Raw genomic sequence first — 22,493 nt, 5'->3', positions numbered from 1 at the left:
TCGCGTTGCTGGGCGATCAGGTGACCGCCAACCGCCTACCTGCGGGAGTTCGCCAACTTCGAGGTCCGCACCACGACCGGTGGCGGGATGACCTGGAAGGGCCGCTATCTCAAGGGCCGCGAGACCTACGTCGAGCTGTTCAGCGAGGGCGACCTGCCCGGTCAGGACGCCCTCTACGGCTCCGCCGGACTGGGCGTCTCGACCGAGCGCAGCGGCGACCTGGCCAAGGTGACCGCGAACCTGGCCGACCTGGGCATCAGCGACCCGGCCAAGTACCGCCAGACGCGCGACTTCGGCGACGGCGTTCCCGTGCCGTGGTTCGACACCATCCGCACCACCTCCGAGCAGTACGAGCACTTCGACCCGTGGGCGATGGAGTACTTCCCGGAGTACTTCGCCGACCCGCGCAGCCAGACCGAGCCGGAGAGCTACCCCGGTGACGTCAGCCGTGAGCGCTACCTGCCCGACGCCTACGCCGACCATCAGATGCGGGACGTGACCAGCATCCGCATGGGCGTCACCGCGCGCGACCTCGCCAACACGGTCCCCCTGCTCAAGGCGGGCGGATTCGAGGTCACGAAGGTCGGCGGCGGTGTGATCGCGATGGGCGGCGGCACCACGATCCAGCTCGACTCCGTCGAGCGTGCGCAGGCGGGCCTGAAGCAGCTCACGTTCTCGCTCAACCAGGCCGCGGCGACCAAGCATGAGGAGCGCATCGGACGTTCGACGCTGACCGTGGGCCCCGGCGCCCAGGCCGTCTGGAACTTCGACGCCCCGCAGTAACCCTCTCCCCACCAGCTCCTACGCGCCCGGCCCGCGACGTCATCGTCGCCGGCCGGGCGCCGTCGTCCGCATTGACGGCGGTCATTTGACCTGCGGGTGCTGGTTCAGCGGCGGCCGCGGCGGGCGGTGCCGAAGATGGATCTGACGATCTCCCGGCCGAGGGCGGACGCCGCCGACCGCGCCAGGGAGCGGAACTCCTTCGAGTCCAGCATGGAATGCCGAGGTTCGGGTTCCGGCTCGCGCGGGGCTTCGGGAGTGGGCTTGGCGGGCTGTGCGGCCAGTTTCGTGGCCAGGATCTCGTAGGCCGACTCGCGGTCGACCGCCGTGCCGTACTTCTGCTGAAGTGGTGAAGCGGTGATGGCGCCCTGGATCACGTCGGGGCTCGACGGCGCCATGAGCGTCTGGGGGGCACGCAGCCGCGTCCAGGCCACCGGGGTCGGCGCGCCCGTCTCCGACAGGACCGTGACGACGGCCTCGCCGATGCCGAGCTCGGTGAGCAGGCGCTTCAGGTCGTAGGAGGACTCGGGGAAGGTCGACACGGTGGCCTTGAGCGCCTTGGCGTCCTGAGGGGTGAAGGCGCGCAGGGCGTGCTGCACGCGCGCGCCGAGCTGGGCCAGTACGTCGGCCGGCACGTCCTTCGGGGTCTGGGTGACGAAGAACACGCCCAAGCCCTTCGACCGGATCAGCCGCACGGTCTGGGTGATCGACTGCAGGAACGCCTTGGACGCGTCGTTGAACAGCAGATGCGCCTCGTCGAAGAAGAACACGAGCTTCGGCTTGTCGACATCGCCCACTTCGGGAAGCACGTTGAACAGATCGGCGAGGAGCCACATCAGGAAGGTGGAGAAGAGCTGCGGCCGGTTCTGCACGGCGGGCAGCTCGAGAACGGAGATCATCCCACGGCCGTCCTGCGTCACCCGGATGAGGTCGCGCACGTCGAACTCCGGCTCGCCGAAGAACGCCCCCGCCCCCTGCGCCTCGAAGTTGGTCAACGCGCGGAGGATGACCCCCGCCGTCGCCGCCGACAGCCCGCCGATCCCGTTCAGCGCCTCCGGAGTGGTCGTCAGATACCGGATGACCGCGATCAGGTCCTTGAGGTCCAGCAGGGGCATTCCCCGCTTGTCGGCGAAATAGAAGATCAGCCCGAGCGACGACTCCTGCGTCTCGTTGAGCCCGAGGACCTTGGAGAGCAAGGTGGGCCCGAAGGCGGTCATGGTTGCGCGGATCGGGACGCCTGACCCCAGACCGCCCAGGGAGAGGAATTCCACCGGATAGGCCGTGGGTTGCCACGTCTGCCCCACCTCGGCGGCACGCTGGGTGACGCGCTCGGAGGCGGTGCCCGGTGAGGCGAGCCCTGACAGGTCGCCCTTGATGTCGGCGAGGAAGATCGGCACGCCTTGGGCGGCGAGCTGCTCCGCCATGAGCTGGAGGGTCTTGGTCTTCCCGGTTCCGGTGGCGCCGGCCACCAGTCCGTGCCGGTTCAGCATGCTCAGGGGGATGCGGATCCGCTCTACCGGGCCGGCGGTGTCGTTCTCACGCACCAGGGCCCCGAGTTCCAGGGCAGGTCCCTCGAAGTCGTACCCCTTCATCGTCATCACCCCCGCATTGTTACTACCCACGGTGACGCATCGGTCGCAAAGGATGACTAAAGAGGCGGAGGGGACCTTGCGTGGGGTCCATGACGCGTTGCGGCCCGGTGGGCGGCTCGTGTTCGAGACCCGCGATCCGGCGAAACGGGCCTGGCGGGAGTGGAATCGCGCGGCGGCCAGAGGAGTCGTGGCTATGAGCCTTTGGGGTCGAAGAGGCTCCTGCACAGCCGCGCCCTGAAACCCTCGAATCGCAGGCACGGCGATCGGTGTCTGGCGCTCTTCAGGCGATGTTTCGACACGGCCGCTGGACGGGAAGCGGGCTTGGCCGCTGGGGCCACGGCGGCCGGCGACGGGAGTGACGGAGCGGCCGGTGCGGCGCCCAGCGTGGTCGTGGCCGCCATGGCCGCCACACGTTCCTGGACCGGCGGCTGAGAGTCCTGCGCGGTCCGCCCCATCGAGTAGCCGAACCCCCCACCGAGGCTCACGGCTCCGGCGAGCGCGAGCGCCGTCCACGTCGCTCTGCCCCTCCGTCGCGGTGCGGACGGTGTTCTGCGGATGAACGCCGACGGCGGAAGCATGTTCGTCGTCACCGCTTCAAGATTTCCGCTCAGCTCCCGGATCAACCCTCCAACCAGGGGCGAAGGGCCGGCTCCGCGGTGCGGGGCCGGCCCAGAACTCATGCGGAGGAGGTGATCACCCCAGGCCGCTCTTCATCGCGGTGATCAACTCACCGTTGGTGGTGTCACCGCTGAGCTCCCAGAAGAAGGCGCCGCCCAGCCCCTGGCCCTTCGAGTAACTCATCTTGCCGCCGATGGTGCCGGGCGTGTCGTAGCTCCACCACTGGCCGCCGCAGTAGCCGTAGGCGGTCCCGGCGACGGTGCCGGTGGCCGGGCAGCGGGTCTTGAGCACCTTGTAGTCCTCGATGCCCTGCTCGTACGTGCCGGGCGCCGCTCCCGTCGCCGTGCCACCGGGGGCGGACTGCGTGACCCCGGTCCAGCCGCGGCCGTAGAACCCGATGCCGAGCAGCAGCTTGCTCGACGGGATGCCCTTGCTCTTGAGCTTCTGGATGGCGTTGTCGGAGTAGAAGCCCGCCGTCGGGATGCCCGAGTAGGAGGTGAGCGGCGAGTGCGGGGCCGTGGGACCCTGCGCCGCCCAGGCGCCGAAGTAGTCGTACGTCATGACGTTGTACCAGTCGACGTACTGCGCGGCACCGCCGTAGTCGGCCGCGTCGATCTTGCCACCGCTGGTGCCGTCGGCGGTGATGGCCGCGGTGACGAGGTTGCCGGAGCCGAAGCGGGAGCGCAGGGCCGACATGACGTTCTTGAACGCGGCGGCGCCACTGGCGTCGCAGGTGAGGCCGCAGGCGTTCGGGTACTCCCAGTCGATGTCGATGCCGTCGAACACGTCCGCCCAGCGCGGGTCCTCGACCAGGTTGTAGCAGGAGTTGGCGAAGGCCGTCGGGTTCTGCGCGGCCTGGGTGAAGCCGCCGGACCAGGTCCAGCCGCCGAAGGAGAAGAGCACCTTCAGGTTCGGGTACTTCTTCTTGAGCTTGCGGAGCTGGTTGAAGCTGCCGCGCAGCGCGCCCGTGTCCCAGGTGTCGGCGACGCCGTCCACGCTCTCGCCCGCCTGGTAGAAGCGGTCGTAGTCGGCGTAGCTGTCGCCGATGGCGCACTGCCCGTTCTGCACGTTGCCGAAGGCGTAGTTGATGTGGGTCAGCTTGGCCGCCGAGCCGCTGGTGTCGATGTTCTTGACGTGGTAGCCGCGCTGGTAGACGCCCCACTGGACGAAGTACCCGAGCACCTTGTTGCCGCCGCCGGTGCATCCGGTGGTGGCGCCGGTGGCCTGGGCGCTGGCCGCGGACTCGCCGACCGAGTTGTACGCCTTGACGGTGTACGTGTGCGACGTACAGGCGCTCAGCGACCCGATGGTGGCCGACGTGCCGGTCACCGTGGCCTTGACCGTGGTCCCCTCGTAGACGCGGTAACCGGTGACGGTGCCGGAAGAGGCGCCCCACGACAGCGTGATCGAGCTGCTGGTCGTGCCGGTGACGTTGGGCGTGCCCGGCTGGCCGGGAGCGCCGGTGCCGCCCGAGGTGGAGGCGGTGACCGCGGCGCTGGCGGTCGAGATGTTCCCGGCCGCGTCGCGGGCGCGGACCGTGTACGTGTAGCTGGTGGCGGCGGCCAGGCCCGTGTCGGTGTAGGTGGTGCCGGTGGCCGTGGTCACCTGCGTCGAGCCTCGGTAGACGTCATAGCCGGTGACGCCGACGTTGTCGGTGGCGGCGTCCCAGGCCAGCGAGAGGCTGCTGGCGGTGGCGCCCGTCGAGCGCAGGTTGGCGGGCACGGACGGCGCGGTGGTGTCGGTGCCGCCGCCGGTGACCGGTTTCCACAGCGCGGGCACGTTGGGCGGCTCCCAGCCGGGCTGGGAGGTGTGGCTCTGGATGCACTCGTAGTCGACGCCGTTGTAGGTGACGCGGGTCCCCGCCGTGTACGCGGTCCATGGGGCCCAGGCGGCGGCGAAGACGACCGAGGTGGCGCCGTACGCGCCGGTGGGGATGGCGACCGTCGCGGTCAGCGGCAGGAGGAGTGCCGCCAGGACCGCGAGGCCCTTGCTCAGGATGGTGTGTCTCATAGGTGTTCCGACCTCCGGCGGGTTGGGGGGTGGATGGGAGGTCCGACGAGAAACTTATAGTAAAGTTTCCTGTCAATTATGAGACGACGCTAGCCTCTGCCTGCGGGGTCGTCAATACGTGATCGCGAAAACGAGAAACTCGCCCCGAGAGTGTCGGGGCGAGTGGGCGTCGCGGCTACTTTCCGTCCGGGACGGCGGGCTTCTCGTCGGTCCAGCCGGCCTTGAACGTCTCCACCTTCGTCTTGCCCGGCAGCGGCTCACCGTCGGCGGTGGGGCCGGTGTACTCGGCCAGCAGCGTCATGGTCTCGGTGTCCACAATGAGCACCGTGCCCTTGGTCATGTTCGACGGCAGGGCCAGTTTCTGCCCGGAGCGGCCCAGCGGATCCTTGGCCCGCCCCAGATCGGTGACGCCCTTGGTCGTCTTGAGTGCCTGGAAGGCGGCGCTTCTGACCTTCGGCGGCACCGGGGTCTCGTACAGCATCTGGCCCAGGTTGATGGCCACGTACGAATCCAGGTTGGACAGCCAATCGTCGATCTTGGAGTTCGGGGAGGTGGTCTTGGCTTCCTCGGCCGCCTCGGCGATCCAGGCCTTCACGTTCGCCACGACGTACTCCCTGAGGGCGGCCGGATCCGACGGCAGGTTCTGGAGCTGCTGGTAGGTCACGGTCTTCTCGCCCAGGCGGAAGCCCTTGGGCTCGCCCTTCGTCGGCTCCACAGATCCCTTGCCGGGTTCCGTGGAAAGGGAGATCTTCATGCCTTCCGTGCGGTAGGTCCACGATTTCGGCGAGCCGTCGGCGCGCCAGGCCGCCTCGTCTTTCTTGGTCGTGGGCCGGGCGCCGAGCGGCCGGTAGCCGAACCAGCCCTTGCCTTCGGGCGTCTTCCAGTGGGTGGAGGCCCTCCGCTCCGTCAGCCAGTAGCCGCTGCCGACCGGCCGTGGATGGGCCAAGGTCAGGACCGACTCGACCCGCCAGTACGCGCCCTCGGGCGGGGTCGCCTGGGCGGGTACGGCGAACACTCCGGCGAAGGCCAAACCGGCTACGGCGGCGATCAGCGATCTCACTTCTGCTCCTTTAGTGGGTTGTCATCTGTCCAGACGCTCTCCTGGATCGCGCTGAACTCCAGGAGACGGCCATCTGCGGTGACGCGCGTCTCGATCGAGAGGGGCATTCCGGTGGCTGGATCGATCACCAGCCGGGTACGGGTGCCCCCCGCGTACTCGGTAAAGGCGTACTCCGCAGACTGGTATTCAAGGGCCTGCCCGGTACGTCCAAGCGTGTCCGTCTCCTGGCCGACGGCCGAGACCCCAGGCATCGACGCGAGCAGACGGTAGGCGGCGGCCCGGGTCTCGCTCGTCACCGGCGCGTACACGATCAGCCGCACGACGTTGTCGACGAGCTCCTGATCATCCACACCGGAGAAGAGCGCACGCAGCCCCTCGGGAGTCTCCGGAACCTCGTTCATCCTGGTCAGCGGCTTGCCTGCCAGGACGATACGGAAGTCCCAGTCCTCGCTCGAAAAGGTCCACGGCTCGCCCCGCGCCGCTCGGACGATGCCCGGTGGCCCGCCGTTGTCGATCAGGCCGAAGGGGTTCTTCTTATAGGTCCAGGACGTCGGCGCGCCGGCTGCCCGCCAGGCGGCCGCGGCCTGGGAGCTCGCGGGCACGGCACCGAGGTAGGTCTCGCGATACCAGGTACGGGCCTCCGGGTCCGCCGGGATCCAGGACTCCACCGACTTGGTCTGCCGCAGCAGGTAGTGGTGGCCGGGGTCGTAGAACACGCTGCCGTTGACCAACTTGCTGCCCCACCAGGCGCCGGAGTCGGGCGTCGCGGCCACCGAGGTCGCGGCGGCCAGCAGGATCCGGTTGGCGTTGACCGGAGCGACCGCGCCGTGCGTGGCAGGAGGGCGCGGCGTCAACGTCACGCCGGTCGCGGTCAGCAAGACCACGGCCGCCGCCCCAGCCAGACCGAGCCCGAGTGTGCTCCAGATGGCGGCCCTGCGGCCCCGCCGTACCCGCTCCTGTGCGAACGCGCCGGCCAGTCGTTCGCGCCCGGCCCGCTCGACCTCCGGCGACAGCGGCGGCGCGGGCAGCAGTTCGCGCACCGCCTGGTAATCATCCATCGGAGCCTCCGTTCAAGGGATTGACGCCGCCCAGAGCGGCACGAAGCTTCCTGCGCACCCGCGACAGACGGGACCCGACGGTGCCGTACGGGATGCCCAGCGCCTGGGCCACCTCCTCGTGGCTCAGCTCGCCCAGGGCGCTCAGCAGCAGCACATCCCGGTCGCCGTCGGACAGCGCCTGCAGTTCCGTCGTGAGCCGCGCCTGCTCGTTCGCGGCGTCGACGCGGCTGACCACGCGTTCCTCGTGGCCGTGCTCCGCGCCCTCACGCGTGGCCGCGCTGCGGCGCAGCGCCGCCAGCTTCCTGGTCTCGGTACGGCGGTGCAACGCGATCAGGTTGCTCGCGATGCCGTACAGCCAGGGACGCACCTCTCCGCGCTCGCGGTCGAACGTGGTGCGCTTCCTGAACGCCGTGAGGAACACCTCCGCGGCGAGGTCGTCGGCGGCCTGCTGGTCGAGCCGCCTGCCCAGGTACGCGTGGATCTCCCGGAAGTAGCGGTCGTAGAGCTCGCCGAACCGCTCGGGTTTTCGGTACGACGCCTTCAGCAGGTCCGCATCGCTGATCGCCCCCGGAGGATCAACGAGGCGGAGTGGAGCCGTCAGGTTGGCAGTCACACCTGTACTCAACCGATGGGGCGATCTGCTTTCACGCCGTCATCCGACATACATGGAATTAACACCCGCCCCGGCAATCTTCATGGTGACCGGCCGGTCGTCATCCTCAAGCGTTCAGAGATCAGACATTCAGAGAAGAGACTCACATGAGACGCGCACTTGGCGCCGCCATTCTCGCCGTGGCGGCCTTCGGCACCACCGCTGCCCTGTCCGCTCCGGCGTTCGCGGCGGACGACCCGTCCCAGCCGCAGCTCATCACCAGCGACCAGCTCACCCCCATCCTCGAATGTGCCGAGCCGGACGTCGAGCACGTTGAGATGTTCAAGGTGGTCAAGGGCGAGAAGGTGTACAGGGGCGAAGAGGGGATCCGCATCTCGGAGCGGATCGACGGCCCCGAGGCGTGCGGCCCGGCAGGGAAGATGAAGTGCGTGGTCAAGCGCAAGGACGGCGACCGCTGGCACGTCAGGTTCCGTGACGAGAAGGGCGTCGTGCACAAGCGCAAGTTCACGGAGAAGGTCGACGCCCAGCGCTTCACGAAGAAGGACAAGCACATCGCCAAGTGGATCGGCTGCTCCGTCGAGCGCTGAGCCCCATGGTGACGAGCGCGGACCCCGCGCTCGTCACCGTCGCTACAGGGCCACGTGGTGGGGTTCGCCCGCGACCAGCTCGACCTCCTCCCGGTACGCGGACGCGCGGTGGACCAAGGTGACCCGCTGGTCCACCGGCGACCGCAGCACCGCCCTGACACCCCCCGAACCCCAGGTCAGCTCCTCGACGACGACCCGCCCCCGGCAGGCGACGCCGCGAATCGTCCCGCTCGCCAGCAGATCCGGTACGGCGGGCAGCAGTTCCACCACCCCCGGCCGGGAGTCCACCAGCAGCTCGATGAACAGCCCGTGCAGGGTGTGCGCGGCATCGGCGTTGTAGATCTCCCGGCCGGGGTTGTGCGCGGTCATGAGCGATCGGAACAGCATGTCCGCGCCCAGGATCTTCATCAGGTTGATCCTGACCAGCTCCGCGTCCTTCAGCCGGGCCGCCACCAGTGCCCGGTGCAGGCTGCCGTGGGCCGACAGGTTCTCGTCGCCGCGTAGTTCCAGGGCGCGGTGCGCGGCGGCGGCCAGCTCCGGCTCGTCGTCGGGGTTGATCTCGTGCAGCGGCCACACCGGGTACAGGTGGCTGACATGCCGGTGGTCCTCGTGCGGGGCCACGTCCCACGCCCACTCCGTGAGCGCGCCCCGATCATCGATCCGGTACGGCGGCACCCGCTCCGCCAGCGGGGATCCGGCCAGGCGCAGGGCGTGCCGGGCCGCCGCGAGGTCCATGGTCGCGTTGACGCTCGCGTACGAACCTCCCTCGGGACCGACCTCGGGCGAGAACGACGGCACGACCACGAAGCCGGACCCGGTCAGGAAGCCCTCCCAGAACGCGGCCGCCTCCGCCAGCCAGCCGGGCAGCTCCTCGGGCAGGTCACCGGTGACCTGGTGGTGCTCGTGCAGCGGGTACAGCAGCCAGTCGGCCCCGGCCAGCCACATCGTCCACGGCCAATCCTCGTCGAAGTGGAACAGGTAGCCGCTCTCCCCGTCCGTACGGCTCGGCGCGAGGATGCCGTCGAGGCCGTAGATCTCGCGGGCGTTGACCCGCCAGTGGTCGATCTGGTCGCGGATCAGGGCGGCGTACCCGGTCATGAGCTCGGGCATCGCGCCGATGTTCACCCCGGCGACCTGCAGGTTGAGGTTCGCGTCGGTGGTGAAGTCGCCTGACCAGGCCGCCCCCCAAGCGCCCAGCCACAGACCGGTGAGCCGGGGCGGGAGCACGCCCGAGGAGCTGAGCAGCAGGTAGCGGCCCGAGTGGAACAGCCGCTCGACCAGCGCCGGGCCGGGCTCGGCGATCAGCTCACCGACCGGCGGGTCCCCGGCCACGTCCAGGTCGAGGGTCACCCGCTCGTAGATGGGCCGATGGACGGCGACATGCCGCGCCAGCAACTCGTCGTACGGGTGACCGGCCAGAGTGGTGAGCGCGGCTTCCAGCCGGTCGGTGCCCCAGCCGGGCTCCTCGTACCGGTCCAGTTTCGTCAGCAGCAGCGTCTCGCCCCGCGTGACCACCACGTCCCCCGTCACGGAGACGTCGTCGGCCAGGACGAGCGTCAGCCCCTCGAACCCGGCGGCCCCGAGCCCGGCCGGATAGGCGCCGCGAACGCTCAGGAAGACCCGCCCGCCCTTCTCGTACGCGGAGGTCTGACAGTGGACGTCGTCCGGCTTGCCCGGCAGGTCGCCGGTGAGATGGAGCCGCAGCTCACCGGTCAGCCGCTGCACCACGACGGAGTCGGCGCGGGAGACGAACGCGTGGTGCGCGCGCTCGCCCGACATGACCGCGATCTCCCCGGTCGTGAAGTCGGTGGCGCGCCGGTAGGGGCCGCCGGACCGGCCTTCGACGACCAGCTCGTACCCCGGATGGAACGCCTGCGTCCAGGCCAGCTCCCGCCCGTCGGCCGCCACCCGCTGGGCCTCGGCGGCCCGCCCGGACAGGATCAGCTCGCGGATCTCCCCCAGCCGGTCGGCGATCGCGGGCGGGCGCAGGTCGCGGGTGCCGTTGGGCAGGACGAACCGGTGATGGTTGAACACCACGCGCTGGGCATGCGGCTCGCCGTAGACCATGATCCCGTACTCGCCGTTACCGGACAGGAACGCGTCCTCCCAGGTCAGAGCGGGCTCGGTGTCGTAAATGCGGTGCTCTGGCATCGGACCTCCGGCAGGGGGTAAGCGCTTTCCAGAGCAGCTTATTCAATGCTCAGATGCATCCGCCTCTGAACCTCAAGGGTGCGGGCCACGGATGGCGCGGGCCGGGACCTCGCCGCCGTACAACTGGCTGACCGTCACGAAGTGGAAGCCGCGCTTGGACAGCCGCTTCAGCACCTGGGGGATCGCCTGCACGGTGGTCGGCCGGATGTCATGGAAGAGAATGATCGATCCGGGCCGCGCCGGGCGGACCGCGGCACGGGTCACATGCGCGCTGTTGCGGTAGAGCCAGTCGAGCGTGTCCACGTCCCACAGCACCAGCGGGTGCGGCGACTGCCTGCGCACTATGCGGTTGACCGCGCCGTACGGCGGGCGGACCAGCGTGGGGGCCACCCCGGTCGCCTTCAGGATCGCCCGGTCGGTCCTGAGCAGGTCCGCCCGCACCACGGCGGGGGGCAGCGTGGTCAGGTCGCGGTGCGACCAGCTGTGGTTCCCGATCTCGTGCCCGGCCCGCATGGCTCTGCGCACCACGCCGGGGTGCATGACCACGTTCTGCCCGACGACGAAGAACGTGGCGTGCGCGTGGTACGCGGCGAGGTACTTCAGCAACCTGTCCGTGTACGGACTCGGGCCGTCGTCGAAGGTGAGCGCCACGCACTTGACCCGGCGGCAGTCGACCGACCCGTCCGCTGTGTAGCCGGGCAGCGCCAGCCGCCCGACCGGCCGCATGACCTGGGCCTGCGCCCGCCGGCCGAAGTCCGACAGCAGCGGCTCCACCTCGGCGCGCGGCAACACGGCGTGCACCTGGCCGACGGCCCCCGCCGCCACCTCACCTTCGTCGAAGGTCACGACCAGGTCGCCGCTCCTGGTGAAGGCAAGGTCGTCGAGCGTCCGGGTGTCCGTGAGCCGCGCCTGCGCGTCGATGTCCGCCAGCGCCTTCCCGGTCAGCGCCTCGAACCTGCTCATGGCCGGCGGGTTGATGAGCGAGAGCGCGGGCACCACCTGCCCCTTGGCTCCGTCGTACCAGCGGGACGTCGTCGACTTCCCGTCGCCGGCGCCACCGAGCTGGTAGACGGTGAACCGGACCCCGATCACGTCGCCCGAGGCGGCCAGGAAGCCGAACCCGATGTTCAGCTCGGGTGCCTTCACGTCCGACTCGCCGCAGCCGCTCTCGCGCGCCCACTCAAGGAACCCGGCCCGCCGCTCCTCGACGAGGCGGCGCAGCTCGTCCGTCAGCGGCTGCGCACCCGGCACCTGCGGGTACGTGGTCGACCAGACGCACGACTGCTCTTTGCCGCTGTCGCGAACCACCCGCAACCCGTTGATCCACGTCGGCGCGACCGTCGCGACCGGATCATCCGACCTGACGGACGCCTGCCATACCTTGGTCTCCTGTCCGGTCCCCCCGCATGATGCCGATGTCAACGTGACCATCGCCATCGCAGCCATCAACCGCCTCATGAGCACGACCCCCCGTCGTTTCCACCCCTGACCCGTTCGACTCCTGTTTCCACCTACTTGTTCTCTGTTCGTGGAGCTCGGCGTCCTGGATGGCCTACTTCGACGGTAACCCGGGGGGTCAGCTACGTTTGCCCACCATGAGTGACAATCGCATCCCGCCCCCCTTCATCGGCGACGAGCGCGCCATGCTCGACAACTGGCTCGACTGGCATCGTGGGACCCTGGCCGTCAAGTGCGCCGGCCTGTCGGAGGAACAGCTGCGCCTGCGCTCGGCGTCGCCGTCGGGCATGTCGCTGCTCGGCCTGGTCCGCCACATGGCCCACGTGGAGCGGGCGTGGTTCCGGGGAGTGCTGGACGGTGAGGTCGGCCCGAAGCTGTGGGGCAAGGACACCAACCAGGACGCCGACTTCGAGGACGTCGACACCGCCTCGGTCGACGAGGCGTTCGCCACCTGGCAGGCCGAGATCGAGCACGCCCGCAAGGTGTCGGCCGGGCTGCCGCTCGACGCCGTGGGCAAGCAGCAGCGCCACGGGCAGGACTGCTCCCACCGGTGGATCCTCGTCCACATGATCGAGGAGTACGCCCGCCACAACGGCCACGCCGACCTGCTGCGCGAGCGCATCGACGGCGTGACCGGCGAATAGCGGTTATTTCACACTGTCCGGCGTCTGATAGATCGTCTGGTCGAACTCCGCCCGGCAGCCCTCGCCCGCCAGGTCTTGCACCCACAGGCCGACGAAGGCGCCGGTGAAGCCGAACGCGCGGATCTGGCCGTCCACGAACTCGTCGGCGTGCTCGTCGGACAGGATCGTGGCGTCCAGCTCCGCCGGGATGGTCTGCCAGCCGTGGCCCACGTCGTACGAGAAGTGCAGGACGGGCCCGTCGAACTCGGCCCGCAGCCCCATGCCGGAGACGGCCTCGGCGGTGCCGCGCACGGTCCGCTTGCCCTTGTCGCTGCTGGTGAGCACGAGCCCGTCGGTGGTCAGGGCGAGATAGTGCCAGTTGCGGGAGTTGTAGTAGGCGGTGATCCCGGCGGACTGGTGGACGCTGCCGGGCTCGAAGCGCACGACCGTCTCCAGTGAGGACGTACGGCTGGTGACCCGCCGGGCGACCAGGCTCGGGGTGCGCAGGCCGTACGGTGACTGGCCGCCCTCGATCGTCAGCCGGTCCCCTTCCACGCGCAGCCAGTCGGGCGAGGCGGGCCGCCGCAGCGTGCTCCAGTCGGCGGCGAACAGCTCGTGCGGGCGGGAGTGCGGGTGCGGCGGCAGGTCGGGGGCGGGCACCTCGACGGCGGGGACGCCGCCCGCCACCCTGGGCCAGCCGTCCGTCCACTCCACGCGCTGGATCGCGGTCTCCCGGCCCAGCACGCACGGCCCGCGCCGGGTGTAGGGCCGGGCCGCCAGATGCGCGACGTACCACTCGCCGCCCTGCGTCTCGACCAGGCACCCGTGCCCGGCCTTCTGCAGCTCCAGCGTGGGGTCGTGGCGGGCCGTCAGCATCGGGCCGGCCGGATCCTCCTCGTACGGCCCGGCGAGCTCACGCGACCTGAGAACCGTGATGCCGTGCTCGTAGCCGGTGCCGCCCTCGGCCACCATCAGGTAGTACCAGCCGTCGATCCGGTACAGGTGCGGCCCCTCGGTCAGCTGGCGGTTCGCCAGGATGGTCCGCGCTTCTCCGCCGGCCAGCGGCTGGAGCTCGATGCCCGCGAAGCCGTGGCCAGGGCGGGAGTCGAAGACCATGTTCAGCAGCCAGGAACCGCCGCCGTCGTCGTGGAAGAGCGAGGCGTCGAACCCGCGCCCCGGGAGCCTGACCGGGTCCGACCACGGGCCGTCGATCGAGGGCGCGGTGACAAGGTAGTTGGCGATGTCCTTGTAGCCGTGGGCGTAGTTGTCCATCACCCCGTACACCAGGTGGAACAGCCCGTCGTGATAGGTCAGGTCGGGCGCCCAGACACCGCCGGAGTCGGGCACCCCGGACAGGTCGAGCAGCCGCCGCTCGGTGAGCAGGCCGCCGATGGGCCGCCAATGGACCAGGTCGCGCGAGTGGTGGACGCGCACGCCGGGGTACCACTCGAAGGTCGAGGTGGCCAGGTAGTAGTCGTCGCCGACGCGCAGGATCGACGGGTCGGGGTGGAAGCCGGGCAGGACGGGATTGCGGATCACGAGGCCTCCCATAGAAACCGGTCGCCGTGAACTTACGGCTGCGTGCCGCATACGTTACATAAGAGGTATATGACCTGCACTGTTGAACTTAAGGGGAAGTGCTTCTACCGTAGACAACGGTTTCTATTCAAGGAGGGTCGGGCGATGATCGTCGTAGACTGCGAGCGTTCCGCGAGACGCCACGCTCGGCCACACTGCTCCGCCTGAAGACCATGGAAGGCCAGCCTTGTCGCGAAGAGTGACTCCCGAGGACGGCGAGCGCGCCACCATCCGCGACGTCGCCGCCCGGGCGGGCGTGTCGGCGTCCACGGTCTCCCGGGTGATCGCCGGTGACTACCCGGTCGCCCAGTCCACCCGCGTGCGGGTGATGCGCGCGATGCGCGAGCTCGACTACGTGCTCAACGTGCACGCCAGGGCGCTGTCCGGGGCGAGCACGAAGATGGTGGCGTTCGTGCTCGACGACGTCACCGGACCCTCCTTCGCCTACGTCGCCAAGGGCGTGGAGCAGCAGGCCACCGCCGAGGGGCGGCTGTGCATGGTCTGCACCACGCACGGCGACCCCTCGCGCGAGCTGGCCGTCGTGGAGGCCATGCGCGAGCAGCGCGCCGACGCGGTCATCCTGGTCGGCGGCGGCTCGCTCGACGACACCTACCGCGAGCGCATGACGCACTTCGCGCACGCGCTGGACAAGGCGGGCTCCCGGCTGGTCCTGTGCGGGCGGCCGTCGCTGGGCGACGACGTGCCCACCACCGTCGTCGAGTACGACAACGAGGGCGGCGCCTACGCCATGACCAGCCACCTGCTGTCGCAGGGCCATCGGCGCATCGTCTACCTCGGCGCGGTCAGCTCTGAGGACGCCAGCACCACCAAGGTCGGCAGGGACCGGGGGTTCACCCGCGCGCACGAGGCGTACGGCGTGCCGTACGACCCCGACCTGGTCGTCCCCACCAGCTTCGACCGCGCGGCGGGCTACGAGGCGACCAAGCGCCTGCTGGCCAGGGGGGCCGACTTCACGGCGGTCTTCGCGGCGACCGACATGGTGGCCGTGGGCGTGTTCGCCGCGCTGCGCGAGGCGGGGCTGCGCATTCCCGACGACGTGTCGGTGGCGGGCTACGACGACATCCCGTTCGCCGCCGATCTGGCGCCCGGCCTCACGACGGTGCACATCCCCACCGAGGAGCTGGGCCGCACCGCCGTACGCCTGGCGCTCAACCGGCACGAGCCGCAGCACGTGGTGCTCGGCACGCACATCGTGGTCCGGGGGTCGGTCAAGCCGCCGACGATGCGGTAGGGGTCTATTTACCTACAATCTAGGTAGGGTATGGTGGTTTTCCCCGACCACCATGAAGGATGTCCCATGCGTTCCGCCGCCGCCCTCACCTTGCTCGCCGTCTCAGGGCTCCTAACGGCCTGCGGCGGCGGTCCCGCCGTCCAGGCGCAGGCCGGAGGGGCACCCGTCTACGGGGGCACGCTGACCTACCTGGAGCATCAGCCGCCGACCTGCCTCTACCTGCCCGCCGCCGGGTTCTATCCGAACGGCGGCGTGCTGAACCAGCTCACCGACAAGCTGACCTGGCAGGACCCCAAGACGCTGAAGATCGAGCCGTGGATCGCCACCAAGTGGGAGGTGAACAAGGACGCCACCGAGTACACCTTCCACCTGCGCGACGGCGTGAAGTTCAGCGACGGCACCCCGCTCGACGCGTCGGCCGTCGCCGCCAACTTCGACGTGTACGGCAAGGGCGACACCGAGCTCAAGCTGCCCCCGGCCGAGTTCGTCAACAACTACGACCGCAGCGAGGTCCTCGATCCCCTGACGGTGCGCTTCCACTTCAACAAGCCGTCACCCGGCTTCCTCCAGGGCACCTCGGTCATCGGCGCCGGGCTGGTGTCGAAGAAGACGATCTCGCTGCCGTACGAGCAGCAGTGCCAGCTCAAGAACGTCATCGGATCCGGCCCGTTCACCGTGGCGAACCAGGTCGTGGACAAGGAGATCGACCTGGCCGCCCGCAAGGACTACAACTGGGCGCCGGCGTCGTCGAAGCACCAGGGCCGCGCGTATCTCGACCAGATCAAGATCATCGTGACGCCCGAGGACAACGTGCGGGTGGGCGCGCTCACCTCCGGCCAGGCGGACTACGTCCGCTACGTCCAGGCTTATGACGAAAAAACCGTCAAAGACGCGAATTTCAAGATTTATGCGGAGCCGACCAGAGGCGTGAACAACGGCCTCTACCTGCGGCCCGGCAACAGCATCCTCAGCGACCTCGACGTCCGCAAGGCGCTCCAGGCCGGGACGGACGCCAAGGAGGTGGTCGACACCCTGTTCACCCCGAGCTACCCGGTCGCCACCTCGGTCCTCAGCCACCTCGCCCAGGGGTACGTCGACCTGTCCAAGGAGCTCACCTACGACCCCGCCAAGGCCAACGCGCTGCTCGACAAGGCCGGCTGGGCACGCGGCGCCGACGGCATCCGCGCCAAGGACGGCAAGCGGCTCCAGCTCGGCGTCTTCGTCTCGGGCCCGCAGCCGCTGTCCAAGCAGACCCTCGAACTCGTCGCCCAGCAGTGGACCAAGATCGGCGTGAAGCTGGAGATCCGCCCCGCCGACGCCGGCACCCAGGCCGTCGACATCAAGGACGCGGAGAAGACGGCCATCGCCCACTCGATGGTCGGCCGCGCCGACGAGGACGTGATCAAGAGCCACTTCCACAGCCAGAACCGCGACGTCATCCTGTCCAAGGACGCCAAGCTCGACAAGCTCCTGGAAGAGGAGTCGGCCCTGGCGGACAAGACCGCGCGGGACGCCAAGGTCGGCGAGATCCAGCGCTACGTGGTGGACCAGGGCTACGCGATCCCGCTGTTCGAGGAGCCGCAGGTCTACGGCGCGGCGCCCTACGTGCAGGGTGTCGCCTTCGAGGCGGTGGCCAGGCCCTCGTTCTACTCGGTCTGGCTGTCGAAGCGGTGACCCGATACGTCCTGCGACGCGTCGGGCAGGCGGCGCTGGTGCTGTGGGCCGCCTTCACGGCCGGCTACGTGCTCCTCTGGCTGCTGCCCGGCGACTCGATCCTGATCAAGTTCCAGAACCCGGAGCTCGGCCTGTCACCGCAGCAGATCTCCGAGATCCGCGCGTACTACGGCGGCGGAGACCCGCCGCTCGTCGGCTACCTCCACACGCTGCTCGGCTTCCTGCGTGGCGGCTTCGGCTACTCGATCGACACCGGCACGCCGGTGGTCGAGCGGCTGGCCGAGGCGCTGCCGGAGACGGCCAAGCTGGCCACGGCGGGCTTCGCGCTGGCCGCGCTGATCGCCGTGGTGATCGCCTTCGCCGCCGGCTACAGCCGGACGTCCTGGCTGCGCGGGGCGCTGCTGGCGGTGCCGTCGCTGTTCATCTCGGTGCCCGCCTTCTGGCTGGGGATCCTGCTGATCCAGGTGTTCTCCTTCCGGCTCGGGCTGGTGCCGGTGATCGGCGGCAGCCCGGCGCAGCAGCTCGTGCTGCCGGTGCTGACGCTGGCCGTACCGATCTCGGCGCCGATCGCGCAGGTGCTGGCGCGCGGCATCGACCAGGTCTACACGCAGCCGTTCGTGCCCGTCGTGGCCGCCAAGGGCGCCTCGCGCCGGTGGATCCTGTGGCGGCACGTGGCCCGCAACGCGGTGCTGCCCGCGCTGACCGTCGCCGGGATGACGTTCGGCGAGCTCATCGCCGGGTCGGTCGTCACCGAGACGGTCTTCGGCCGCAACGGCGTCGGACGGCTGACCGAGCAGGCGGTCAACGCGCAGGACACGCCGGTGATGCTGGCCGTCGTGGTGCTGGCGAGCACCGTGTTCGTCCTCGTCAACCTGGCCGTGGACCTGCTGTTCCCGGTGCTCGACCCCCGGCTGAAGGCGGCGGCGTGAAGGTTCTCTCCTGGTTGACGGTCGCCGTCGTCCTGCTCTGGGCCGTCGTGCCCGGCCTGTTCACCGGATACGACCCGCTGGCCGGGGTGCCGGCCGAGAAGCTGCGCCCGCCGAGTCCCGAGCACCTGTTCGGCACCGACGCCGTGGGCCGCGACCTGTTCGCCCGCGTGGTGCACGGCTCCGTCCACTCCCTGTCGGGGGCGTTCGTCGCCGTCGCCGTCGGCCTGCTCGCGGGCACGCTGCTAGGCCTGCTGGCCGGGTCGGCCGGTGGGCTGCTCGACGACGCCGTCATGCGGGTGGCCGACGTGCTGCTGTCCGTGCCCGGCCTGCTCCTGGCACTCACAGTGATCATCCTGCTCGGTCCCGGCACGGTCCACGTGGCGATCGCGGTGGGCATCGGGTCCGTCGCCGCGTTCGCCCGGCTCTCGCGCTCGGAGGTCGTACGGGTGCGCCGGTCCGACTACGTGGAGGCCGCGTTCGGCAGTGGCGGCCGGTTCCCGGCCGTGCTCTGGCGGCACGTCCTGCCCAACTCGCTCGGCCCGGTCATCGCACTCGCCGCCCTGCAGTTCGGGGTGGCGATCCTGGCCATCTCGACGCTCGGCTTCCTCGGCTACGGCGCCGAGCCGCCCACGCCCGAGTGGGGCCTGCTCATCTCGGAGGGCCGCAACTACCTGGCGACCTCCTGGTGGCTGACCACGCTGCCCGGCGTGGTGGTCGTGGCCGTGGTGCTGGCCGCGAGCCGGATCAGCCGGTCGATCGGAAGGGACAGGACATGAGCCTGCTGGAGGTACGCGACCTCGCGGTCTCCTACGACGCCAGGCGGGCGGTCGAGGGGATCTCCTTCACGGTCGAACCCGGCGAGATGGTCGCGGTCGTCGGCGAGTCCGGCTCCGGCAAGACCACCACCGCCCACGCGATCATCGGCCTGCTGCCGCCGAACGCCACCCTCGACGGCGGCCAGATCCTGCTCGGCGGCACCGACCTGGCCAGCTGGTCAGACCGCCGGATGGAATCGATCAGGGGCGCCCAGATCGGCCTGATCCCCCAGGACCCGTCCAACTCCCTCAACCCGGTCAAGACCGTCGGCGCCCAGATCGGCGAGGTCCTGCGCATCCACAAACGCGGCGACCGCCGGACGATCTCCCGCCGCGTCGTGGACCTGCTCACCCGCGTCGGCCTGCCGGACCCGGAGACGCGCGCCCGCCAGTACCCGCACGAGTTGTCCGGCGGGATGCGCCAGCGGGTCCTCATCGCCATCGCGATCGCCCTGGAACCGCGGCTCATCATCGCCGACGAGCCGACGAGCGCCCTGGACGTCACCGTGCAGCGGCGCATCCTGGACCTCATCGACGACCTGCGCGCCGAGTTCGGCACGGCGGTGCTCCTGGTCACCCACGACCTGGGCATCGCCGCGGACCGCTCCGACCGCCTGGTCGTCATGAAGGACGGCCGGATCGAGGAGCAGGGCCCGTCGGCCCAGGTGCTGTCGGCTCCGCAGGCCGCCTACACCGGGCAGTTGCTGCGCGACGCGCCCGCCCTGTCGGTGCGCGAGTTCAGGGAGGTGGCGGAGAACGTCGCGGAAGAGCCCGCGATCGTGGTCCGCGACCTGGTCAAGGAGTTCCGCGTCGGGCGACGCCCGTTCCGCGCCGTCGACGGGGTGTCCTTCGACGTACGGCCCGGCACCACGCACGCCCTCGTGGGAGAGTCCGGATCGGGCAAGACGACCACCGCCCGCATGGTCGTCCACTTCGCCGAACCCACCTCCGGCACCGTGACGATCGCCGGGGCGGGGACGGGGCGCGACTTCCGGCGCCACGTGCAGCTCGTCTATCAGAACCCCTACGGCTCGCTCGACCCCCGGCAGTCCGTCGCCGCGATCGTGGCGGAGCCGCTGCGTAACTTCGGGCTCGGGGACCGCGCCGCCCGCCGTACCAGGGTGGGTGATCTGATGGAACGCGTGGCGCTCCCCGAGAGCCTGCTCGAACGCCGGCCACGCGAGCTGTCCGGCGGGCAGCGGCAGCGTGTCGCCATCGCCCGCGCGCTGGCCGTCGACCCGGCGGTGGTGGTGCTCGACGAGGCGGTCTCCGCGCTCGACGTGACCGTCCAGGCGCAGATCCTGGGCCTGCTCGAAGAGCTCCAGCGCGACCTCGGCCTGACCTATCTGTTCATCTCGCACGACCTCGCGGTGGTGCGCCAGATCTCGCACACCGTTTCCGTCATGAACAAGGGACGCACAGTGGAATTCGGAACCACACAACGGGTCTTCACCGACCCACAGCACGACTACACCCGCGAACTCCTCGCCGCGATCCCGGAGCCGGTGCGATGAGGCTGGGATTCTTCAGCCGGCTGCTCGACGACGCCCCCGCGGGCGAGCGCTACCGGCTGGCCGCCGAGCAGATCGGGCACGCGGAGTCCTTCGGGTTCGACACGGCGTGGGTGGCGCAGCACCACTTCGACGGCGCCGAGGGCGGGCTACCCGCGCCGCTGGTCTTCCTGGCCCACGTCGCGGCGCGCACCAGCCGGATCAGGCTCGGCACCGGCATCATCACGCTGCCGCTCGAACACCCGGTGCGAGTGGCCGAGGACACCGCCGTCCTCGACCTGCTGAGCGGCGGCCGGCTCGAAGTGGGCGTCGGCAGCGGCGGCACGCCGTCGTCGTTCGCCGCGTTCGGGAAGGAGAGCGCGCAGCGCTCGGCCAGCTACGCCGAGCATCTCGCGGTGCTGGTCGACGCCTGGTCGGGACGCGATCTCGGCGGCGGCAACCGGCTCTACCCTGCGGCGCCGCGACTGCTCGACGCCGTCTGGGAGGCCACGTTCTCGGTGAGCGGCGGCGCCAGGGCGGGCCGGGCGGGCAACGGGCTGATGCTGTCGCGCACCCAGCCACGCCCTGAGGAGCATCCCGAGGCGACGCTGGCGGAGATCCAGCGGCCCATCGTGGACGCCTACTACGAGAATCTGCCCGCGGACGCCGCGCCCCGGATCGTGGCCTCGCGGACCGCGTTCGTGGCCGACAGCCGGGCGGAGGCGCTGCGTTACGCCGAACGCGGGCTGAGCCGCGCCCGGCTCCCCTTCGAGACCTCCCGCGACCGCATCACCGCCTTCGACGTGCACGTGGGAACCCCGCAGGACGTCATCGACAGCCTCAAGGCCGATCCCACGCTCGACCGGGTCACCGACCTGGTCCTCCAGGTGCACTCGGTCGACCCGCCGCACCCGCTGATCCTCCGCTCCATCGAACTGCTGGCCACCGAGGTCGCGCCCGCGCTCGGCTGGACGCCGGCTCCCGCCACCGAAATGAGCACCACATGATCGACGTGATCGACCACCTGGCCGGGATCGAACCGGACTCCCCGCTCGATCACCTGCGTGAGCAGCGGCCGGACGCCCGCGAGCACGCCCAGCGCGCCTTCGACGCGCTGCTCACCCCTGACGTGCCCGGCGAGGTCTCGCTGGTCGAGCGGGACGCGGTGGCGGCCTTCGTGACCGGCCTGCACCAGGATCCGCGGACCGCCCGCTTCTACGCCGACCGGCTGGCCGAGCTGGCGCCCGAGCTGCTCGGCGCGGTCCGGCTGGAGATCGAGGCCGCGAGCACGACCGGCCCCTACGGCAGCTACCCCGCCGACGGGCCGCTCGCCGCCGAGAGCGACGAGGGCCTGCGCTACCGAACGCGGGATCCCGAGGCGCTCGGGGCCCGGCTGGCCGCCGCGTTCGAGCACGCGCACCTGCTCGTCTTCCGCCCGCGCGAGGCCGGCCCCAAGGACCTGCGGGCGCTCGCCGACGCGGACTGGAGTGTCACGGGCATCGTGACGCTCTCGCAGCTCGTCGCCTTCCTCAGCTTCCAGATCCGGGTGGTCGCGGGCCTGCGGCTGCTCGGCGCCACCCAGAAGGGAACCACCTCATGACCGGCTTCACCACGGACCAACTGGGCTGGGCGCCGTGGCTGACCCCGCTGACCGAACCCGAGCTGACCGACGCGCACCGGGAGGCCCTGGTCGACGCCTCCCGCGCCGCTTCCCCGTACTTCAGGCTGCTCGCCCGCGACCCGGAGATCCTGCACGCGCGGACCAAGACCGACAACGACATCTTCTACAACGCCAAGGGCGGCCTGCCGCGCCCGGAGCGCGAGCTGGCGGCGACCGCCACCTCGCGCCGTAACGGGTGCGTCTTCTGCGCCTCCGTGCACGCGCGGTTCGCGGCGCACTACTCCAAGCGGCCCGACGACGTGCGACGGCTGCTCGACGAGGGCGTGGCGGCGCCGCAGGACGGGCGGTGGCGGGCGATCATCGACGCCTCGGTGGCGCTCGCGGCCACGCCGGTCGAGTTCGGCGCCGAGCACATCGAGGCGCTGCGCGCCGCCGGGCTGGACGATCTGGCGATCAGCGACACGATCCACGCGGCGGCCTTCTTCAACTGGGCGAACCGGCTCATGCTCTCGCTCGGAGAGCCCACCGGCGAGGGGAAGCCGGACCAGTGACCGATCCGAGAGCCCACCGACGACCGGAGGCAT

General features: G+C 70.2%; 19 protein-coding genes. 11 read left to right on the top strand and 8 right to left on the bottom strand.

The window, feature by feature from the left end; all coding sequences use genetic code 11:
- The first annotated feature begins 39 nt into the window (after positions 1-39).
- The gene (locus ACGFNP_RS12165; protein ID WP_393319657.1) at positions 40-783 is read left to right on the top strand and encodes a DUF5829 family protein; all 744 of its coding nucleotides are present in this window, start codon (positions 40-42) and stop codon (positions 781-783) included.
- 104 nt (positions 784-887) lie between these two features.
- Here the strand turns inward: ACGFNP_RS12165 and ACGFNP_RS12160 are convergent, their stop codons facing one another.
- From ACGFNP_RS12160 to ACGFNP_RS12140, 5 genes are all read right to left on the bottom strand, one after another.
- Entirely contained in the window at positions 888-2,378 is a 1,491-nt protein-coding gene (locus tag ACGFNP_RS12160; RefSeq protein ID WP_393319654.1) for a helicase HerA-like domain-containing protein, read from the bottom strand.
- 687 nt (positions 2,379-3,065) lie between these two features.
- Entirely contained in the window at positions 3,066-5,000 is a 1,935-nt protein-coding gene (locus tag ACGFNP_RS12155) for a glycosyl hydrolase family 18 protein (protein WP_393317634.1), read from the bottom strand.
- Between the two features lie 175 nt (positions 5,001-5,175).
- On the bottom strand, positions 5,176-6,060 hold the full coding sequence (locus ACGFNP_RS12150) for a hypothetical protein (protein WP_358339270.1): 885 nt from the start codon (positions 6,058-6,060) through the stop codon (positions 5,176-5,178).
- The gene (locus tag ACGFNP_RS12145; protein ID WP_393317630.1) at positions 6,057-7,118 is read right to left on the bottom strand and encodes a CU044_5270 family protein; all 1,062 of its coding nucleotides are present in this window, start codon (positions 7,116-7,118) and stop codon (positions 6,057-6,059) included. Before ACGFNP_RS12145 ends, ACGFNP_RS12150 begins: the two co-directional genes overlap by 4 nt.
- A complete protein-coding gene (locus ACGFNP_RS12140; RefSeq protein ID WP_358339266.1) occupies positions 7,111-7,731 on the bottom strand; it encodes an RNA polymerase sigma factor in 621 nt (206 codons plus the stop codon). Before ACGFNP_RS12140 ends, ACGFNP_RS12145 begins: the two co-directional genes overlap by 8 nt.
- A gap of 146 nt (positions 7,732-7,877) precedes the next feature.
- Between ACGFNP_RS12140 and ACGFNP_RS12135 the strand changes: the two genes are divergently transcribed.
- A complete protein-coding gene (locus tag ACGFNP_RS12135; protein WP_358339263.1) occupies positions 7,878-8,318 on the top strand; it encodes a hypothetical protein in 441 nt (146 codons plus the stop codon).
- A 42-nt stretch (positions 8,319-8,360) separates the two neighbouring features.
- Here ACGFNP_RS12135 and ACGFNP_RS12130 read toward each other — a convergent pair whose 3' ends face one another.
- Together ACGFNP_RS12130 and ACGFNP_RS12125 are read right to left on the bottom strand one after the other, a co-directional pair.
- Positions 8,361-10,469, bottom strand: coding sequence for a glycoside hydrolase N-terminal domain-containing protein (locus tag ACGFNP_RS12130; protein ID WP_393317626.1), 2,109 nt, complete (start codon positions 10,467-10,469; stop codon positions 8,361-8,363).
- Between the two features lie 72 nt (positions 10,470-10,541).
- Positions 10,542-11,891, bottom strand: coding sequence for a polysaccharide deacetylase family protein (locus ACGFNP_RS12125; RefSeq protein ID WP_393317623.1), 1,350 nt, complete (start codon positions 11,889-11,891; stop codon positions 10,542-10,544).
- Positions 11,892-12,064: 173 nt separating this feature from the next.
- Here ACGFNP_RS12125 and ACGFNP_RS12120 point away from each other — a divergent pair, with 173 nt between their 5' ends.
- Entirely contained in the window at positions 12,065-12,571 is a 507-nt protein-coding gene (locus ACGFNP_RS12120; protein WP_358339255.1) for a DinB family protein, read from the top strand.
- Between the two features lie 3 nt (positions 12,572-12,574).
- On the opposite strand, the gene ACGFNP_RS12115 is transcribed toward ACGFNP_RS12120, so the two are convergent.
- Positions 12,575-14,089, bottom strand: coding sequence for a glycoside hydrolase family 43 protein (locus ACGFNP_RS12115; protein ID WP_393317621.1), 1,515 nt, complete (start codon positions 14,087-14,089; stop codon positions 12,575-12,577).
- A gap of 226 nt (positions 14,090-14,315) precedes the next feature.
- Here ACGFNP_RS12115 and ACGFNP_RS12110 point away from each other — a divergent pair, with 226 nt between their 5' ends.
- The 8 genes from ACGFNP_RS12110 (at position 14,316) to ACGFNP_RS12075 (ending at position 22,460) form a co-directional block, all read left to right on the top strand.
- Complete coding sequence (locus tag ACGFNP_RS12110; protein ID WP_358339249.1) at positions 14,316-15,380, top strand: LacI family DNA-binding transcriptional regulator; 1,065 nt, start codon at positions 14,316-14,318, stop codon at positions 15,378-15,380.
- Positions 15,381-15,446: 66 nt separating this feature from the next.
- Entirely contained in the window at positions 15,447-17,054 is a 1,608-nt protein-coding gene (locus tag ACGFNP_RS12105; protein ID WP_393317617.1) for a TIGR04028 family ABC transporter substrate-binding protein, read from the top strand.
- On the top strand, positions 17,051-17,983 hold the full coding sequence (locus tag ACGFNP_RS12100; RefSeq protein ID WP_358339243.1) for an ABC transporter permease: 933 nt from the start codon (positions 17,051-17,053) through the stop codon (positions 17,981-17,983). The genes ACGFNP_RS12105 and ACGFNP_RS12100 overlap by 4 nt, the downstream gene beginning before the upstream one ends.
- The gene (locus ACGFNP_RS12095) at positions 17,980-18,759 is read left to right on the top strand and encodes an ABC transporter permease (RefSeq protein ID WP_358339240.1); all 780 of its coding nucleotides are present in this window, start codon (positions 17,980-17,982) and stop codon (positions 18,757-18,759) included. Before ACGFNP_RS12100 ends, ACGFNP_RS12095 begins: the two co-directional genes overlap by 4 nt.
- On the top strand, positions 18,756-20,312 hold the full coding sequence (locus ACGFNP_RS12090) for a dipeptide ABC transporter ATP-binding protein (protein WP_393317613.1): 1,557 nt from the start codon (positions 18,756-18,758) through the stop codon (positions 20,310-20,312). Before ACGFNP_RS12095 ends, ACGFNP_RS12090 begins: the two co-directional genes overlap by 4 nt.
- Positions 20,309-21,295, top strand: coding sequence for a putative FMN-dependent luciferase-like monooxygenase (locus ACGFNP_RS12085; protein WP_393317610.1), 987 nt, complete (start codon positions 20,309-20,311; stop codon positions 21,293-21,295). Before ACGFNP_RS12090 ends, ACGFNP_RS12085 begins: the two co-directional genes overlap by 4 nt.
- The gene (locus tag ACGFNP_RS12080) at positions 21,292-21,888 is read left to right on the top strand and encodes a CMD domain protein (protein WP_393317607.1); all 597 of its coding nucleotides are present in this window, start codon (positions 21,292-21,294) and stop codon (positions 21,886-21,888) included. The genes ACGFNP_RS12085 and ACGFNP_RS12080 overlap by 4 nt, the downstream gene beginning before the upstream one ends.
- The gene (locus tag ACGFNP_RS12075) at positions 21,885-22,460 is read left to right on the top strand and encodes an alkylhydroperoxidase domain protein (protein WP_358339228.1); all 576 of its coding nucleotides are present in this window, start codon (positions 21,885-21,887) and stop codon (positions 22,458-22,460) included. Before ACGFNP_RS12080 ends, ACGFNP_RS12075 begins: the two co-directional genes overlap by 4 nt.
- Positions 22,461-22,493: the final 33 nt, after the last annotated feature.

The sequence above is a fragment of the Nonomuraea sp. NPDC049269 genome, from assembly GCF_043197155.1.
Taxonomy (GTDB): Bacteria; Actinomycetota; Actinomycetes; order Streptosporangiales; family Streptosporangiaceae; genus Nonomuraea.
The sequence above is the reverse complement of the archived record's forward strand: the minus strand, read 5'-3'. Positions and strand labels throughout refer to the sequence as shown.

Excerpts from the sequence above, each read along its gene's own strand:
- ACGFNP_RS12155 (WP_393317634.1), bottom strand. The coding sequence starts at position 5,000 with ATGAGACACACCATCCTGAGCAAGGGCCTCGCGGTCCTGGCGGCACTC.
- ACGFNP_RS12075 (WP_358339228.1), top strand. The coding sequence starts at position 21,885 with ATGACCGGCTTCACCACGGACCAACTGGGCTGGGCGCCGTGGCTGACC.
- ACGFNP_RS12120 (WP_358339255.1), top strand. The coding sequence starts at position 12,065 with ATGAGTGACAATCGCATCCCGCCCCCCTTCATCGGCGACGAGCGCGCC.
- ACGFNP_RS12080 (WP_393317607.1), top strand. The coding sequence starts at position 21,292 with ATGATCGACGTGATCGACCACCTGGCCGGGATCGAACCGGACTCCCCG.
- ACGFNP_RS12145 (WP_393317630.1), bottom strand. The coding sequence starts at position 7,118 with ATGGATGATTACCAGGCGGTGCGCGAACTGCTGCCCGCGCCGCCGCTG.
- ACGFNP_RS12090 (WP_393317613.1), top strand. The coding sequence starts at position 18,756 with ATGAGCCTGCTGGAGGTACGCGACCTCGCGGTCTCCTACGACGCCAGG.
- ACGFNP_RS12135 (WP_358339263.1), top strand. The coding sequence starts at position 7,878 with ATGAGACGCGCACTTGGCGCCGCCATTCTCGCCGTGGCGGCCTTCGGC.
- ACGFNP_RS12130 (WP_393317626.1), bottom strand. The coding sequence starts at position 10,469 with ATGCCAGAGCACCGCATTTACGACACCGAGCCCGCTCTGACCTGGGAG.
- ACGFNP_RS12085 (WP_393317610.1), top strand. The coding sequence starts at position 20,309 with ATGAGGCTGGGATTCTTCAGCCGGCTGCTCGACGACGCCCCCGCGGGC.
- ACGFNP_RS12160 (WP_393319654.1), bottom strand. The coding sequence starts at position 2,378 with ATGACGATGAAGGGGTACGACTTCGAGGGACCTGCCCTGGAACTCGGG.
- ACGFNP_RS12105 (WP_393317617.1), top strand. The coding sequence starts at position 15,447 with ATGCGTTCCGCCGCCGCCCTCACCTTGCTCGCCGTCTCAGGGCTCCTA.